The following is a 14,755-nucleotide window of genomic DNA, read 5'->3' as shown; positions in this document are numbered from 1 at the left end:
AAGCAAAAGGGGCGGCCGACGAACGGCCGCCCCTCTAATGTTCCGACCGCGGCTTGGGCGGTCAGTTGCCGGTGGCGGCGCCGTCGGTCTTGATCTCGCTCATGGCGGACTGAAGGTAGTTCTGGGCGCCCAGCAGTTCGATCAGCTTGTGCTGGTTTTCCAGGAAGTCGACGTGCTCTTCCGTGTCGGCCAGGATCTTCATCAGCAGGTCGCGGCTGACGTAGTCGCGGGCTTCCTCGCACTGGGTCACGGCGTCGCGCGTGGTGGCGCGGCTGTCGATCTCCAGCTTCAGGTCGGCGCCCAGGCATTCGATCGGATCCTCGCCGACCTTCAGCTTGTGGAGGTCCTGCAGGTTGGGCAGGCCGTCGAGGAAGAGGATGCGCTTGATCAGCATGTCGGCGTGCTTCATCTCGCCGATCGATTCTTCGTAGATGACGTTGCCGAGATGGCTGAGGCCCCAGCTTTCGAACATGCGGGCGTGCAGGAAGTATTGGTTGACCGCCGTCAGCTCGTTGGTCAGCACCGCGTTGAGGGTGCGGATGATCGCCGGATCGCCCTTCATGGTCGTCGTCCTCTTGATGCGGCGGCGCTGGACGACGTCGTCATGACGTCGCGGTTCTCAGACCGCCCGTGACGACTTTCATAGCACGGCTTGATGGCCGTGGATCATTTGCGAGTTCTTATCACTGCATTGATAATGCGAGTGAAATCGACTTTCAGGAGCGGGGTTCTATTCCGCCGCCAGGGCGAAGGCCGCCTGGGTGTCCTGGATCATCTGGCGCATTTCGCAGACGCACTTGGCGCATTGCGGAGCGCATTGATTGGACGCGAAAATATCCTTGGGACGGGTCGCGCCAGCCTCGATGGCCTGGGCGACGTCACGCTGGCGAAGGCCGTTACAGTTGCAGACGTACAAGGCGACAAGCCCCGAAACAGTTACTGAGAATGGCTCGCTATAGCATTTATTAAGGCGAGTGCAAATCGTTCGCATGGGGTTGCGACATTGACGCCCGGCGCGGGGACCGGCAGGGCAGGGCATGGCTCGTCAACCCGCAACACCGCCCCGCCCGCCCTGTCAGCTGTATCTGATCACGCCGCCGGCCATCGCCGATCTGGAGGCCTTCGCAGGCCTGCTGGATCAGGCCTTGTCGGCGGGGCCGGTCGCGGCCCTGCAGATCCGGCTCAAGGACGCCTCGAATGATCAGATCACGGCCGCCGCGGCGCGGCTGGCGCCGATCGCCCGGGCGCACGATGTGGCGGTGATCCTCAACGATCGGCCTGATCTGGCCAAGGCGACCGGCTGCGACGGTGTTCACGTCGGTCAGGAAGACGCGCCGGTGGCCGAGGCGCGGCGCATCATGGGGCCGGACGCCATGATCGGCGCCACCTGTCACGACAGCCGCCACCTGGCGATGGAGGCGGCTGAAGCGGGCGCGGACTATGTGGCCTTCGGCGCCTTCTTCCCGACGGACACCAAGGCCACCACGCATCGGCCCGAACTGATCGAGCTGACCATCTGGCAGGAAACCATGGAGACGCCCTGCGTCGCCATCGGCGGGATCACGGTCGACAATGCGGCCCAGGTCGCCGCCGCCGGGGCCGATTTCGTCGCCGTTAGCGCGGGTGTCTGGGCTCACCCGCAAGGGCCGGCCGCGGCGGTTCGAGCGTTCAATGCGGTTCTGGCGACAGCCTTCTGACTTCAGAGGATGTTTAGGAAGCTCGGCCAGTATGGGGCGTTAGTCGCGTACTCTTCCGGACCCGATCATGACGATGAGCCGAGCGCTCGACAGGGCTGAACCCGTTCTCGACGCCGTATCCGCGGACGTCGGCGCCGTCATGTCCCCGCCCAATGCCGCCTTCTTCCGACAGCCTCTGGCGCCGATCCTGACGGCGGTCGGCGTGACCATTCTGGTCGTGTTGGCCATCAGTTTCGCCCGGACCAACGGCCTGGTCGCGGCCCTCTGGGGCGCAGGCGGCCTGGCGATGGCGGTCTGGCTGCGGGGCGGCCGGGGTCTGACCTATGACCTTGGGTTCGGCGTCCTGGTGGTGACGGGCGTGCTGGCAGGCGAGTTCCTGGTCGGCAACGGTCCGGCCCTGTCCATCATGTTCATGGCGATGAATCTGCTGGAGATTGTTCTGGCGGTGGTTCTCGCTCGACGTTTCGTGCCCGGCTTGAGCGTGAACTCCGTGGAGGGGCTGGCCCGGTTCCTGGCCATTTGCGCCGTCGCGCCCCTGCCTTCCGCCGTTCTGAGCGCACTGGCGCTGGACGCCATGGTCGGCGCCGACATGCTGGATGGATTGCGCATCTGGTGGTGCGGCCATGCGCTCGGTTTCGCCGTCATCGGCGCATTCGGATTGGCCCTTCAGCGGCGTCATCTTCTGATCGTTCGCCAGCCGGGGCGTCTGGTCGAAGGTGCGACTTTGCTGGGGCTGATCGGCTCGGCCTGCTATGCGATCTTTTCCCATCTGAGCCTGCCCTACGGCTTCTTGTTGATGCCGCTGCTGTTGATGATGGCGGTTAGGTTCCGCGTGTCCGGCATCGCGGCCGCCCTGGTGCTGGTGACGGTCATGGCCATCGGCGGGACTATGGCGGGCCATGGCCCCTATCATTCGTTTCCGGCCGAGAACCGGGCCTTGCTGGCGCAGCTTCTGGTGCTGCTGGGCTATATGCCGATCCTGATGGTCGCCGCCCTGTTGGAGGAACGCGACCGTCTGGCCGAGCGGGCCCGCGCCGGGCGTGAGCGCGCGGAGCGCGCCTCGGCGGCCAAGTCGCGGCTGCTGGCCAACGTCGCCCATGAGATCAAGAGCCCGGTCGGCGGCATCATCGGCATAGGCGAGCTCTGGGCCGGCGGCCAGCTCGGCGCGACCTCGTCGGACCAGGTCGAGATGGCGCAGATGCTGGTCAAGACCGCCCGTCAGGTCGAGACCCTGGCGCATGATCTGCTGGACGTGGCGCGCGCCGAATCCGGGGCCGTGAAGGTCGAGCTGCGGCCGACCGACGTGGCGGGCCTGTTGGAGGACGTCCGACGCGCTCTGATCCTGAAGCCGGAGGCCAAGGGCCTTTCGATCGAAGTCCTGGTCGAGGGCGACGCCCTGATCGCCCAGGCGGACTCGCAGCGTCTGGCCCAGGTGATCGGAAATCTGGCCGGCAATGCGGTCAAGTATGGCGCGTCCGGCGGCCGGGTGCTGCTGAAGACGGCCTGGGCCGACCATCGGGTGCGCATCGAGGTGATCGACTTCGGCCCGGGGCTGTCGCTCGAAAAGCAGGCCCAGTTGTTCGAACCCTTCAACCGTCTGGGACTGGAACGCTCGGCCATCGAAGGTCATGGCATCGGCCTGGCCCTGGCCAAGCGGCTGACCGAACTGCAGGGCGGCGAGATCGGCGTCGTGTCGGCGCCGGGCGAGGGCGCGACCTTCTGGGTCGAACTGGCGGCGGCTTGACCGTCGGCTAGGGCGAGGGCCAAGGTCGCGGCATGAAAACCGTGTCTCTCGTCGCCGTCCTGTCGATCGCCGCCCCCTTTGCGGCCCATGCTCAATCCCAGACAGCCGAGGAACTGACCCGGCTGCTGAACGGCGCGCCGCCGGCCGCGGCGCGGCCCGCGCCGTCTCCGGCTCTGGCTCCGGCACCCGCGCCTTCCGCCGCGCCGACCGCGACTGCACCTGGTCGGCCGGCGCCCGCCCCTGCGCCGAGGCCTGTGCAGGCGGCCCCGGCGTCCGTCGGAACAACGCCGGCTCCGCGATCCTCGTCCGCCACGACAGCGCCGACGATCGCCGCGCCGGCCAGAGCCGCATCGGCTCCGGCTCCGGCTCCGGCTCCGGTGCCACGCCCCGCCCCCGCCCCGACGACCGTCGCGCCCGCCCGCGCGTCTGACGCAGCGACGCCGGTCGTCCCCGCGCGCGTGTCGCCGCCGGGCGCCGCCCCGGCTCCTGGTGCGCCCGCGGCGCCGGCTCCCCGCGCGTTGAGCGCGGCGGCAGTCGCCGCCCTGCCGTTCAGGATCGACCTGCCGAGCGGCTTCCAATTGTTTGAGGGCCGCGGCGCGCCGGATTCCCACGTCTATTCGGTGCGCAGGGCCGGCAAGACCTTCGCCATGATCTACACCGGGTCATCGTCGCAGTTTCCGATCTATGACGGCGAGCAGGTGACGGCGGCGGGCCGTGTGTCGGTCGTCGTGCCGGACGGGACACGCCGCATCGCCATGGAGCACCTGTTCCAGCAGCCGACGGCGCCGAACGAGATCCATGTCTGGCTGATGAGCCTCGAGGGCGCCGATCGCGACGCCGCCGAGCGGATCGCCCAGTCGCTGGATCCCAAGTAGGCCTCTAGCCTATTCGGACCAGACCGCCAGGTCATTGCCGGAGGGGTCGCGGAAGTGGAAGCGGCGACCCCCGGGGAAGGCGAAGATCGGGTGGGTGATTTCGCCACCCGCCGCCTGGACCTTGGCCAGCATGGCCTCCAGGTCGTGGGCGTAAAGGATGGGCAGGGGCTTGGGCGTCATCGCCTCGGTGGTGAAGCCCCCGTCCAGGCCTTCGCCGAACGCCGCATAGTCAGGGCCGTAATCCTGGAACACCCAGCCGAAGGCGGCGGCGTAGAAGGCCTTGTGCGCCACCATGTCGGTGGCGGGCAGTTCGAGATAGTCCAGCTTGCCGTCTTCGCGCATGGCGGTTCTCCAGAAAATGGAGGCGGACGCTTGCACGCCTGACGAGTCTGCGCAAACCTGCAATTGGTTCGCAAATGCAGGAGTCGTCCCATGATCGTCCTGAGCGCCGGATGCGCCTCGCTGGCCGCGCTCATGCGCGAGGCGGAGACGACGCCGCATACGACACGGGCGCCGGTCGAGACCGACCGACGCCCACGCCTGATAGCCATGAACGGCGGGAATCAGCGCGCCGTCTGGGTCTCGCCCGCGCGCCAGACGCGATAGCGCACCTCGACGTCCGAGGGGGCGTAGACCACGACCGGCAGACGCGAGTTGTAGCGGATCAGCGGCTGTTCCTGCGTCGTTACGAAGGCCTGGCGCTCCGAGCCGGGCGGGCATCCCATCAGGGTGCTGGCGGCGTTCCCCAGGGCGGGCAGGACGTAATAGTCATAGCCCCAGCCCTCGGCCGTGCGGGTCTCCAGGCGGCCGCCGAAGACCTGGCGGTTGCAGTCCACCGTCTGGGTCTTGCCCAGGATCAGTTCGACTTTCAGCGCGCTTTCGTCGGTCTGGGCCGGCAGGGTGATGACGTGGCGCGTCTGACCTGCGGCAGCAGCCGGGAAGGCCTTGAGGGCGTCGGCCGCGCCGGTCTGGGCCGTGGGCGTGCTGTCGATCCTGGCGCTCTCCGCCTGGGTGGTGGTGCAGGCGGCCAGAGTCAGGGGCAGGGCCAGGGCGGCGCCGACGAGAAGGGCGGGGGTCAGTTTCAAGGCAGGGCCTCCACGGCCAAGCTCGGCCTGGCCGTGGAACGCGGATGGATCAGGCCAGTTCCACGGCCATGGCGACAGCTTCGCCGCCGCCGATGCAGAGCGAGGCCACGCCCTTTTTGCCGCCGCGCGCCTGAAGCGCCGCCAGCAGGGTGGACAGGATGCGGGCACCCGAGGCGCCGATGGGGTGGCCCAGCGCCGTGGCGCCGCCGTTGACGTTCAGCTTGGCGCGGTCGATGCCCAGTTCCTGCTGCGCGATCATGGCGACGACGGCGAAGGCCTCGTTGACCTCCCACAGGTCCACGTCCTCGACCGACCAGCCGGCCTTCTTCAGGGCCTTCTGCATGGCGGGGACGGGGGCGGTGGTGAAAAGGGCCGGCTCATGGGCGTGGGCGGCGTGGCTGACCACGCGGGCGATGATGGGCAGGCCCAGGGCCTTGGCCGTGCTTTCGCGCGTCATGACCAGGGCGGCGGCGCCGTCCGAAATCGAGCTGGCGTTGGCGGCGGTGATAGCGCCGTCCCTGGCGAAGGCGGGGCGCAGGGTCGGGATCTTGGCCGGATCGGCCTTGCCCGGCTGCTCGTCCTCGCTGACCACGACAGGACCCTTGCGGGTGGCGACCTCGACCGGGACGATCTCGGCCTTGAAGGCGCCCGAGGCGATGGCGGCCTGGGCGCGGGTCAGGCTCTCGATGGCGTATTCGTCCATCGCTTCACGGGTGAACTGATACTGGGCGGCGGCGTCCTCGGCGAAGACACCCATGGCCTTGCCGGGAGAATAGGCGTCTTCCAGGCCGTCCATCATCATGCTGTCGACGATGACGTCGTGGCCGATGCGGGCGCCGCCGCGATGCTTGTTCATCAGATAGGGGGCGCCGGTCATCGACTCCATGCCGCCCGCGACGATGACCTCGGCCGTGCCGGCCAGAAGCGCGTCGTGGGCCATCATGGCGGCCTGCAGCCCCGAGCCGCACATCTTGTTCACGGTCGTCGCCTCGACATGCTTGCCGAGGCCCGCGCCGATGGCGGCCTGACGCGCCGGGGCCTGGCCCAGGCCGGCGGGCAGGACGCAGCCCATGAAGATCTGCTCGACCTTCTCAGGCGCCACGCCGGCGCGCTCGACGGCGGCCTTGACGGCGGCGGCGCCCAGATCGGTGGCCTTCACCGGCGACAGCGCGCCCTGGAAGCCGCCCATGGGCGTGCGAGCGAAGGAGACGATGACGACGGAATCAGATGCGGCGGTCATGAGGGGGCGTTTCCAGTATGAATCGTTTCGCGGGGGATTAGGGGAGGCGGAGGGCCGCTGGCAAGCGGGGCGGCCCTAGAGGAGCTTCCTGCGTTGGCGGGCGAGGGCCAGAGGCCGCCCGTCCGCGCCCCAGGCGACGGCCTCGTCCACTGACCAGCCGAGGCCGTGATCCAGCAGGCGGTATTCGAAGAAGGCCCAGCCGTCAGGCGCGGTTTCGGGCGTCGGATCGGCCAGGAAGTCGTAGCGCAGGTCCACCGTCGTCATCATCGGCGGGGCGGTGAAGGCGGTCCAGGCGGGCGGATAGAGGGCGTCCAGCAGATAGGCCAGCCGCAGTTCGTCCAGCGGCGCGCCGTCCCTGGTCCGCATCCACACCCGCTCGACGACAGGCTTGCCTTCATTGCCGCCGAGAATGTTGGGGCCGCCGTCGAAACGATAGTCGACGTGCTGCGAGAAGCGCGGGGCCATGGGGCCGCTGATGCCCGGTGCGTCCTTGAGGCTGTCCAGCGACGGGGGCACGGCGAGCAGGGGGCCGAGCGGCTGGGGCGTGTCGCCGTCGGCGCCGTAGGTGGCGCTGGCGTGGTGCGTCAGACGCGCGCCCTGGCCGCCCTCGACCACGGCATAGGCGACATTGCGGCCGCCGCGCAGCAGGCGTGGGCGGAATTGGATGGGCTGGCCGTATCTGGCGGCGGCCAGGTACTGGACGCTGAGGCTGCGCAGCGGCGCCTTGATCTCCAGCCCCTGACGCATGGCGCCGGCGCACAGGGCAGCCAGCAGGCCGCCGAATGGAAAGCCCGCCTCGGGCGGGGCGCTGATCGGGCCGTTGGAGAACTCGCCGGACAGGTGCGCCGACAGGCCCTCCTCGCAGGGCGTCAGGGTCAGGGCGTCGTGCAACAGGGCGGCTTCGGTCATCGGTCCACGCAACAGGCAAAAGAGGCGGGCGGAGACTGATGCGTCGCCGCCCGCAAGTCGAGGAATGCAGAAATCGCGACAGGCCGGTCGCAAGTTCGTTGCCAAAAGAAACTGACAAACTGCGTCCCGATTGGCAACCCACTTGTCAAAAGCCTGACGCGGGGTCACTTTCCGCCCATGGGACGCACCGCCGACTATAGCCGCCAGAGCTGCTCGATCGCCGCCACGCTGGAGGTGATCGGCGACCCGTGGACCCTGCTGGTCATCCGTGACGCCTTCAACGGCGTGCGCCGGTTCGAACAGTGGCAGGACCGGCTGGGCGTCGCCCGCAACGTGCTGGCCGCGCGGCTGAAGTCGCTGGTGCAGCACGGGGTGCTGGAGCCGCAGCTTTATTCCGAACGCCCGCCGCGCAACGAATATGTCCTGACGGCCAAGGGCAAGGACCTGTACGGGGTGCTGGTGACCCTGCACGCCTGGGGCGAGAAGCACGTCTATGGCGATGCCGACAGCGGCATCTCCATGGTGCACAAGACCTGCGGCCACAACCTCAAGCCCCGCATCGCCTGCGGCCATTGCAATGAGATCGTCAAACCCCGCGACATCGCGCTCACCTGGGCCGAGAACCGTCCGACCGTGGGCGATGTTCTGCCGAAGGACGAGGCTGCCTAAGGCGCGCGGACAGGGTTTGGCCGGAATGACGTTGCGTGCGCTGTGCGCCGCGATGCGTCCTCGTGGGTGCTTCACTTCGGCTAAATTTGTAATGTTATTACATATCGTCTAATCGCTGCGGCATGTTGAAGCCGATCAATGCCGCTAACGGGAATTTGCACGTCATCCGTCCCGCCGCCGCTCGGATACGCATCGAGTCCATCGACGCGTTGCGAGGTCTGGTGATCCTTCTGATGCTGGTCGACCATGCGCGGGAGTTCTTCTTCATCCATGCCCAGGTTTCGGACCCGATGGATGTAACCGCGACTTCGCCGGCTCTCTTTTTCACCCGCTTGACGGCGCATCTGTGTGCGCCTGTGTTCGTGGCCCTGACCGGACTGAGCGCCTGGCTCTACGCCTCGAAGAAGGGCGGCGCTCCGGCTGCCTCAGCCTTCCTGTTCAAGCGGGGTCTTTTCCTGATCTTCCTGGAACTGACCCTGGTCAACTTCGCCTGGACCTTCTCGTTGACGCCGACCACCGTCTTCCTGCAGGTCATCTGGGTGATCGGCCTGTCGATGATGGCTCTGGCGGCCCTGGTTCACCTGCCGCGCCCCCTGCTCATCGCGCTCGGCCTGATCATCGTTCTGGGGCACAATCTGCTGGACCCGATCACTGTGGCTGAGGGCGCTCCGGGCCATGCGATCTGGGCCGTTCTGCATGATCGCGGATATATCGACCTGCCCTGGGGCGGCCAGGCCCGGACCTCCTATCCCCTGTTGCCGTGGATCGGCGTCATCGCCCTGGGTTATGGCATCGGGCCCTGGTTCGTCGCAGAAGGGGCATCGCGCCGCCGGCGTTTGATTGCGCTGGGCGTGGCCATGCTGGCGCTGTTCGCCCTGCTGCGCACGATCAACCTTTACGGCGATCAGCCCTGGACCGCTCAGACCGACCTACTGCACACCGTCATGAGCGTGCTGAACCTGACCAAATATCCGCCATCGGCGGATTTTCTTCTGGCGACGCTCGGCATCGGAGCCTTGCTGGCGGCGGCGCTGGAGCAGGCGCCGCGACGCCTGGTTGGTCTGCTGGCGATCTTCGGCGGCGCGCCCTTGTTCTTCTACCTGATCCACCTCTACGCCCTGCACCTGCTTAATCTGGGGGCGTTGGTGGCGTTGGGCCCCAATCAGGGCGAATCTTTCAGCCTTCCCGGCGTGGGCTGGATCTGGCTGCTGGCCGTGGCGGTGGCCGTTCCTGGCTGGTTCGCTTGCCGGTGGTTCGGAGAGGTCAAGCGCCACAGCACGCAGTGGTGGATGAAGTACCTCTGAAATCCGGCGCGGGCTGGCGTCGAAACGCCAGCCCCAGGGATGCAGTCGTCCTGGCGTCATCCCGCGTGGGCGAGGTGGCGGATCAAGGCGTCGTCGTCTCGCCTGAACCGAGCACGCTGGATGCAGTGAACGTCGGAGCCAGAATGGCGATATCGTAGCCCAGCGCCATTTCCCGCCACTCCTGCGGTGCGGAGGCCAGGCCCTCGGCCCTGAGTTTGCGGAGATCCACCAGTATCCACGACCCGGATGCGGCGTCAGTCGGCGATGCCAGGACGACATCCTTGCGCCAATCAGGCTCCTGGGTCGCCATGTCGAACGCGCGTTCGGCGGTGGGGCGGCCGACGCCGTTGTAGCTGCCGTAGGAGCCCTTTGCGCCCTCGATGAGGATGTGCGTGGCCGTGACGCCTTCGCCCTCGGCACGTTCGGCCACATAGGCGCCCAGGTCGCGCTGATCCAGCGGGTTAAGCGATTTGTAGAAATGCCAGGCGCCGAACTTCATCAGCACTCTCGCTTCGGGATTTTCAGAAAGGCGGGCGGCGAAGGTTCGCTTCATCAACCGCGCCCGGCGTCCGTTGGGGTCGCCCTTGCGCGCCTGCGACGCCTGATAGATTGCACGGGTTTCTGTCAGCAGGCCAAACAGATAGCGGACGCGCTCCCCGCCATCCTGCGAGACTGCGGCGGCGGCCTGGTCGAGGTCGTCTTGCGTGACCGAGAGCAGGAAGAGGTCGCCGGGCGAGGCTGATGCGAGTGCAGCAGTGGTCGCCTCCCGAGCCTGCGCGGCCAGACCGATCAGGGCGGCCCGGGCGAGAGGACCGGGTTCGGCGGCGAGCATTTCCTCGATCAGATAGCTGCCGGATCCGAGAAACTCCTGATCGAGACCCCATAGCTGGAAATCCGGTCCGGCGGCGGCGGCGCAATCGCCCGCCATCCGGACTTCATCCCGTCCGCCGAAGAAGGCGATGCCGTCCGGATGGCCGCGCAGGAAATCAGCGATCCGGGCTTCACGATTTTCCGATCGCATGGCGGAATCGACAACGCGGGCCGCTTCCGGACCGGTTTCGATGGCCATGGCCGTCAGGCCGGAGGGCGCCATAAGACGGCAGATCTGGGTTGTCAGGACCGGGATCTCGCGCGTCATGTGGCTTTCGCCGATCAGAACATAGCGGCTGGCGGCGATGGCTTCTGACAGGACGGGCGCGCCTGCGCCGGAAAGGCTTTCCGGACTGACGTTAAGGGGGGTGATCACTCCGGCGAGACGAGCCGTAAAGGAGGAAGGCGTCGCCTCCTCGGCGACCGAGCCGGTCGCAAAAGCGCTCAGGCTGGCCATCAAGACGGCAGACAGGCCCGGATGAAATCTTCTCATGCGTTTCCCCCAAAAACGACTCGACAGGTTTTGGTCTAGCAACGCCTGAAAAGGACAACCAATGAACTCGAGTCCATGTCTGGGCCGTATCTGCATTGGACCAGGCGACGGCGATAAAGGGCGTTGCCATGGAGATGGCGTCGGGACCGGACCTCGTGACCGTCGAGGGCGAGGAAAACGTTCAGTTTCCGTCAACCCTCCGCCGTTAACCTTTGGGCCATGTTTCTGTCCCTGACGTCCAGGATCGCCACCGTCGGCGCCCTGGTGGTGATTGCTTTGCTGGCCCTGGTGGCTTCCCTGGTCGACGCCTCGCGGCAGAGTCGCGAGAGCTTCCGCTGGGTGACGCATTCCGCTGAGGTGATCGAGGCCATGGAAGAGACCATGGCGGGGCTGAGGGACGCCGAGTCAGGTCAGCGCGGGTATGTCCTGACGCGCAACCCTGGCTATGCGGAGTCCTTTGATCGAAGGGTGGCGGACTCGCTGCGGTCCTTCTCGAAGCTGGTCGAGCTGACCAAGGACAATCCGATCCAGCGGGCGCGCGTTCAGGCGTTCGGCGGTCTGATGTCGGAGCGGACCGAACTGCTGCGTCAGCCGCTGGACCTGGCGCGTCAGGGCCGCTTTGACGAGGCCGAGGCGGCGGTCGCCGGGGGGCGCGGGCTGGATTCCATGGGGCAGGTTCTGCTGGCCTCGCAGGAGTTCCTCAGCGAGGAGCGCAGGCTGCAGACCGAGCGGATCGAGGCCGCCGAGCGCCGTCTCGAATGGGGCAAGCGGTTGGCCCTGATCGGTGGGCCGCTGATCGCCCTGTTCTCGCTGTCGGTGTCCTTCATGGTCATCCACCGTATCCGCCAGCCGGTGCGGGTCATCACGCGGGCCATGACCGGTCTGGGCGGCGGCGATCTGGAGCAACGCATTGTCGGGCGCATGGGCTCGCGTGAGTTCGACCGTCTGGCCGACGGCTATAACGACATGGTGCAGCGCCTCGCCACGGCTTCCGATGACCAGAGGCGCAGCGAGCGAGAGCTGAAGCGGGTGCACGACGAGCTACTGAGCAGCAGTCAGGTGTTGCGCGAACGGGGCGAGGTGATCGAGCTGCTGGGCGGCATGGCCCACCGGATGCAGGCGGCCCGCACCGAGGCCGAACTGGCCCAGGTCATCCACGCCTTCGTGCCGCGCGTCCTGCCGGGCCTGCCGGGGGTGCTTTACGCATACAACAACTCGCGCAACCTGCTGGTCCCGATCTCGACCTGGGGGGACCATGACGGCGACGGCGACGCCTTCGGGCCGGATCAGTGCTGGGCGTTGCGGCGCGGCCAGAGCCATTTCGTCAGCGAGCCGGGCACGGACATCGTCTGCGACCACGTCGGCCATTCGGAGCACGCCTACCACTGCGAGCCGCTGCTGGCCTCGGGCGAGGTTATCGGCGTCCTGCATCTGGACGGGGTGCTGGATGTCGAGAGCGGTTTCCGCATCAAGGTTCTCGTCGAGAACATCGCCTCGGCCATGGTCAACCAGCAGCTGCAGCGCGACCTGAAGGAACAGACCATCCGTGATCCGCTGACCGGCCTGTTCAATCGTCGCTACATGGAAGAGGCCCTGGCGCTAGAGGTGGCGCGGTCGGCCCGCTCAGGCGCGCCCCTGTGCGTTGTCATGTGCGACGTCGACCATTTCAAGCGCTTCAACGACGAGTTCGGCCACGACGCCGGGGACCTGGTGTTGCAGGCTGTCGCCGCCGAACTGGGCCACCGTTTCCGCGACGGCGACATTGTATGCCGTTATGGCGGCGAGGAGTTCACCGTCATCGCCCCCGGCACGACGCCCGAAGCCCTGCTGCAACGCATCGAGACGGTGCGGCAGGCCATCGCCGGCATCTCCCTGCGTCATCGCAATCAGGCCCTAGGCAGCACCAGCATGTCCTTCGGCGTGGCCTGCTGGCGGCCGGGCATGGACCGCGAAGGCCGCGCCGCCCTGCAGGCGGCCGATGCGGCCCTCTATCGCGCCAAGAAGGAGGGCCGCAATCGGGCCGTCCTTCACCTCGAGGAAGCGGCCTGAGGGCAGGCCGCCGTTTTGTCAGCCGGCGGCGAGCGCCGTCGTGCCGCTGATGAAGCCGCCGCCGAGAACGCGGTCGGCGTCGGCGGGGTCATAGAGGGCGCAGGCCTGGCCGGGGGCGACGCCTTCTTCGCCTTCGTCGAAGACGACCGAGACGATGTTGTTTTCATCCAGCGCCAGACGGGCGAGGGAGGGCTGGCGGGTCGAGCGGACGCGGGCCAGGACGGGGGCGCCGTCGCGGGCGGCTTCCTCGATCGTGGCCTGATCGCCCAGCCAGTTGGTTTCTTCCAGCGTCAGGCTGGCGGTCAGCAGGGCCTCGCGCGGGCCGACGATGACGCGGCGGTTGTCGGGATCCAGTCTGGTGACGAACAGGGGCTCGCCCACGGCGACGTTCAGACCCCGGCGCTGGCCGATGGTGTAGTCGGTGATGCCGCCGTGCTGGCCCAGAACCCGGCCGTCCATGTGGACGATCTCGCCGGCCTCGCGGCCTTGCGGACGCAGGCGGTCGATCAGGGTGCGGTAGTCGCCGGACGGGACGAAGCAGATGTCCTGGCTGTCCGGCTTGGCGGCGATGCGCAGGCCCAGGGCGGCGGCGACGCCGCGCACCTGTGGTTTTTCCAGATTGGCCAGGGGGAAGCGCAGATAGTCGAGCTGATCCTGGGTCGTGGCGAACAGGAAGTAGGACTGGTCGCGCGAGTGGTCGATCGCCTTGCGCATCTGCGAGCGGTTGCCGACGGCGGCGCGGCGGACGTAGTGGCCGGTGGCCATGGCCTCGGCGCCCAGGTCGCGGGCGACGTCCAGCAGGTCGCGGAACTTGACCGTCTGATTGCAGCGGATGCAGGGCACCGGGGTCTGACCCTTCAGATAGCTGTCCGCGAACTGGTCGATCACGGCGTCCTTGAAACGGCTTTCGTAGTCGAGGACGTAGTGGGGGATGCCGATCAGTTCGGCGGCCAGGCGGGCGTCGTGGATGTCCTGACCGGCGCAACAGGCGCCCTTCTTCTTGAGCGCCGCGCCGTGGTCGTAAAGCTGCAGCGTGACGCCGACCACGTCATAGCCCGCCTTGTGCAGCAGGGCGGCGACCACGGTGGAATCGACCCCGCCCGACATGGCCGCGACCACGCGCGATCCGACCGGCAGGCCGACAGCCTGTCGCGCGCTCTCGATCGCGGCGTCCATGTCGGCGGCGCCGGACATGGGGGCGATGGTCGGAACGGGGCAAATATCGTCAGCCAGGGTCATCGCCGCCATATAGAGGGCCCTGCGTTCGATTTCGAGGCGGGGGCGTTAAAACCTGAACACCGTCATCCTCGGGCTTGACCCGAGGATCGAGCGAAGTGGCGGGTTAATGGTTTCGACGTTGCGCAGACGGACAACCCGATCCTCGGGTCAAGCCCGAGGATGACGGCGAGGAGAAGGAAGCGAAATGCAAAAGGCCGCCCGTTTCGGGGCGGCCTTTGATCTTGTCGAGGCGCGAGACCTTAGTCCCGGTAGCTCTGGATGCGCGTGGTGCGCAGGCCTTGCATGCCCCATTTGTCGATCGCCTGTTGCCAGGCGATGAATTCCTCGGCCGTCAGACGATATTTCGTCAGGGCGTCTTCCAGGCTGATCAGACCGCCGCGAACGGCGGCGACCACCTCGGCCTTGCGGCGGATCACCCAGCGGTTGGTTTCCGCCGGCGGGAGATCCCGCAGGGTCAGCGGCGTGCCCGTCGGGCCGACCACATATTGTTCGCCTCTACTATTAAGGCGTCGCTCTTGCAGCATGGGCTTAAGCCTCTTTCACCACCACCATCGACGCGTACCCTAGGCGCGCCCCGGCTA

General features: G+C 67.3%; 15 protein-coding genes. 6 read left to right on the top strand and 9 right to left on the bottom strand.

The window, feature by feature from the left end; genetic code table 11:
- Positions 1-61 precede the first annotated feature (61 nt).
- The gene (bfr, locus tag ACFYLW_RS12015) at positions 62-562 is read right to left on the bottom strand and encodes a bacterioferritin (RefSeq protein WP_105563101.1); all 501 of its coding nucleotides are present in this window, start codon (positions 560-562) and stop codon (positions 62-64) included.
- Positions 563-730: 168 nt separating this feature from the next.
- Positions 731-916, bottom strand: a complete 186-nt coding sequence (locus tag ACFYLW_RS12010; RefSeq protein WP_105563100.1) for a bacterioferritin-associated ferredoxin — start codon at positions 914-916, stop codon at positions 731-733.
- Between the two features lie 121 nt (positions 917-1,037).
- Between ACFYLW_RS12010 and thiE the strand changes: the two genes are divergently transcribed.
- From thiE to ACFYLW_RS11995, 3 genes are all read left to right on the top strand, one after another.
- Entirely contained in the window at positions 1,038-1,697 is a 660-nt protein-coding gene (gene thiE / locus ACFYLW_RS12005; RefSeq protein ID WP_390183107.1) for a thiamine phosphate synthase, read from the top strand.
- Between the two features lie 139 nt (positions 1,698-1,836).
- Positions 1,837-3,441 carry an ATP-binding protein gene (locus ACFYLW_RS12000; protein WP_390183106.1) on the top strand — a complete coding sequence of 535 codons (1,605 nt, stop codon included), beginning with the start codon at positions 1,837-1,839 and terminating at the stop codon, positions 3,439-3,441.
- Between the two features lie 32 nt (positions 3,442-3,473).
- Complete coding sequence (locus ACFYLW_RS11995) at positions 3,474-4,316, top strand: hypothetical protein (protein ID WP_390183105.1); 843 nt, start codon at positions 3,474-3,476, stop codon at positions 4,314-4,316.
- 9 nt (positions 4,317-4,325) lie between these two features.
- On the opposite strand, the gene ACFYLW_RS11990 is transcribed toward ACFYLW_RS11995, so the two are convergent.
- From ACFYLW_RS11990 to ACFYLW_RS11975, 4 genes are all read right to left on the bottom strand, one after another.
- Complete coding sequence (locus ACFYLW_RS11990; RefSeq protein ID WP_390183104.1) at positions 4,326-4,658, bottom strand: VOC family protein; 333 nt, start codon at positions 4,656-4,658, stop codon at positions 4,326-4,328.
- A gap of 221 nt (positions 4,659-4,879) precedes the next feature.
- On the bottom strand, positions 4,880-5,401 hold the full coding sequence (gene eco / locus ACFYLW_RS11985) for a serine protease inhibitor ecotin (RefSeq protein ID WP_390183103.1): 522 nt from the start codon (positions 5,399-5,401) through the stop codon (positions 4,880-4,882).
- 49 nt (positions 5,402-5,450) lie between these two features.
- Positions 5,451-6,641: a thiolase family protein gene (locus tag ACFYLW_RS11980; RefSeq protein ID WP_390183102.1), complete on the bottom strand. Its 1,191-nt coding sequence runs from the start codon at positions 6,639-6,641 to the stop codon at positions 5,451-5,453.
- Positions 6,642-6,716: 75 nt separating this feature from the next.
- Entirely contained in the window at positions 6,717-7,550 is an 834-nt protein-coding gene (locus tag ACFYLW_RS11975; RefSeq protein WP_390183101.1) for an acyl-CoA thioesterase, read from the bottom strand.
- Positions 7,551-7,727: 177 nt separating this feature from the next.
- Between ACFYLW_RS11975 and ACFYLW_RS11970 the strand changes: the two genes are divergently transcribed.
- Both ACFYLW_RS11970 and ACFYLW_RS11965 read left to right on the top strand, forming a co-directional pair.
- A complete protein-coding gene (locus ACFYLW_RS11970; RefSeq protein WP_390183100.1) occupies positions 7,728-8,219 on the top strand; it encodes a winged helix-turn-helix transcriptional regulator in 492 nt (163 codons plus the stop codon).
- A gap of 122 nt (positions 8,220-8,341) precedes the next feature.
- Positions 8,342-9,523 carry a DUF1624 domain-containing protein gene (locus tag ACFYLW_RS11965; RefSeq protein WP_390183099.1) on the top strand — a complete coding sequence of 394 codons (1,182 nt, stop codon included), beginning with the start codon at positions 8,342-8,344 and terminating at the stop codon, positions 9,521-9,523.
- Positions 9,524-9,605: 82 nt separating this feature from the next.
- On the opposite strand, the gene ACFYLW_RS11960 is transcribed toward ACFYLW_RS11965, so the two are convergent.
- Positions 9,606-10,850: a hypothetical protein gene (locus ACFYLW_RS11960; protein WP_390183098.1), complete on the bottom strand. Its 1,245-nt coding sequence runs from the start codon at positions 10,848-10,850 to the stop codon at positions 9,606-9,608.
- Between the two features lie 255 nt (positions 10,851-11,105).
- On the opposite strand from ACFYLW_RS11960, the gene ACFYLW_RS11955 reads away from it, so the two are divergent.
- On the top strand, positions 11,106-12,935 hold the full coding sequence (locus ACFYLW_RS11955) for a diguanylate cyclase (protein ID WP_390183097.1): 1,830 nt from the start codon (positions 11,106-11,108) through the stop codon (positions 12,933-12,935).
- Between the two features lie 18 nt (positions 12,936-12,953).
- Here ACFYLW_RS11955 and mnmA read toward each other — a convergent pair whose 3' ends face one another.
- Both mnmA and ACFYLW_RS11945 read right to left on the bottom strand, forming a co-directional pair.
- Positions 12,954-14,183, bottom strand: a complete 1,230-nt coding sequence (gene mnmA, locus ACFYLW_RS11950; RefSeq protein WP_390183096.1) for a tRNA 2-thiouridine(34) synthase MnmA — start codon at positions 14,181-14,183, stop codon at positions 12,954-12,956.
- Positions 14,184-14,413: 230 nt separating this feature from the next.
- Positions 14,414-14,698 carry a DUF1153 domain-containing protein gene (locus ACFYLW_RS11945; protein WP_105563033.1) on the bottom strand — a complete coding sequence of 95 codons (285 nt, stop codon included), beginning with the start codon at positions 14,696-14,698 and terminating at the stop codon, positions 14,414-14,416.
- Positions 14,699-14,755: the final 57 nt, after the last annotated feature.

The organism is Brevundimonas sp. NPDC007368, assembly GCF_042869015.1.
In the GTDB taxonomy this organism is placed as follows: domain Bacteria; phylum Pseudomonadota; class Alphaproteobacteria; order Caulobacterales; family Caulobacteraceae; genus Brevundimonas.
The sequence above is the reverse complement of the archived record's forward strand: the minus strand, read 5'-3'. Positions and strand labels throughout refer to the sequence as shown.

What these genes read in the sequence shown, in the direction of transcription:
- thiE (WP_390183107.1), top strand. Translation starts at nt 1,038, where the DNA reads ATGGCTCGTCAACCCGCAACACCGCCCCGCCCGCCCTGTCAGCTGTAT.
- ACFYLW_RS11995 (WP_390183105.1), top strand. Translation starts at nt 3,474, where the DNA reads ATGAAAACCGTGTCTCTCGTCGCCGTCCTGTCGATCGCCGCCCCCTTT.
- bfr (WP_105563101.1), bottom strand. Translation starts at nt 562, where the DNA reads ATGAAGGGCGATCCGGCGATCATCCGCACCCTCAACGCGGTGCTGACC.
- ACFYLW_RS11970 (WP_390183100.1), top strand. Translation starts at nt 7,728, where the DNA reads ATGGGACGCACCGCCGACTATAGCCGCCAGAGCTGCTCGATCGCCGCC.
- ACFYLW_RS11975 (WP_390183101.1), bottom strand. Translation starts at nt 7,550, where the DNA reads ATGACCGAAGCCGCCCTGTTGCACGACGCCCTGACCCTGACGCCCTGC.
- ACFYLW_RS11955 (WP_390183097.1), top strand. Translation starts at nt 11,106, where the DNA reads ATGTTTCTGTCCCTGACGTCCAGGATCGCCACCGTCGGCGCCCTGGTG.
- ACFYLW_RS11945 (WP_105563033.1), bottom strand. Translation starts at nt 14,698, where the DNA reads ATGCTGCAAGAGCGACGCCTTAATAGTAGAGGCGAACAATATGTGGTC.
- ACFYLW_RS11980 (WP_390183102.1), bottom strand. Translation starts at nt 6,641, where the DNA reads ATGACCGCCGCATCTGATTCCGTCGTCATCGTCTCCTTCGCTCGCACG.
- mnmA (WP_390183096.1), bottom strand. Translation starts at nt 14,183, where the DNA reads ATGGCGGCGATGACCCTGGCTGACGATATTTGCCCCGTTCCGACCATC.
- ACFYLW_RS11965 (WP_390183099.1), top strand. Translation starts at nt 8,342, where the DNA reads ATGTTGAAGCCGATCAATGCCGCTAACGGGAATTTGCACGTCATCCGT.
- ACFYLW_RS11960 (WP_390183098.1), bottom strand. Translation starts at nt 10,850, where the DNA reads ATGGCCAGCCTGAGCGCTTTTGCGACCGGCTCGGTCGCCGAGGAGGCG.
- ACFYLW_RS11990 (WP_390183104.1), bottom strand. Translation starts at nt 4,658, where the DNA reads ATGCGCGAAGACGGCAAGCTGGACTATCTCGAACTGCCCGCCACCGAC.
- ACFYLW_RS12000 (WP_390183106.1), top strand. Translation starts at nt 1,837, where the DNA reads ATGTCCCCGCCCAATGCCGCCTTCTTCCGACAGCCTCTGGCGCCGATC.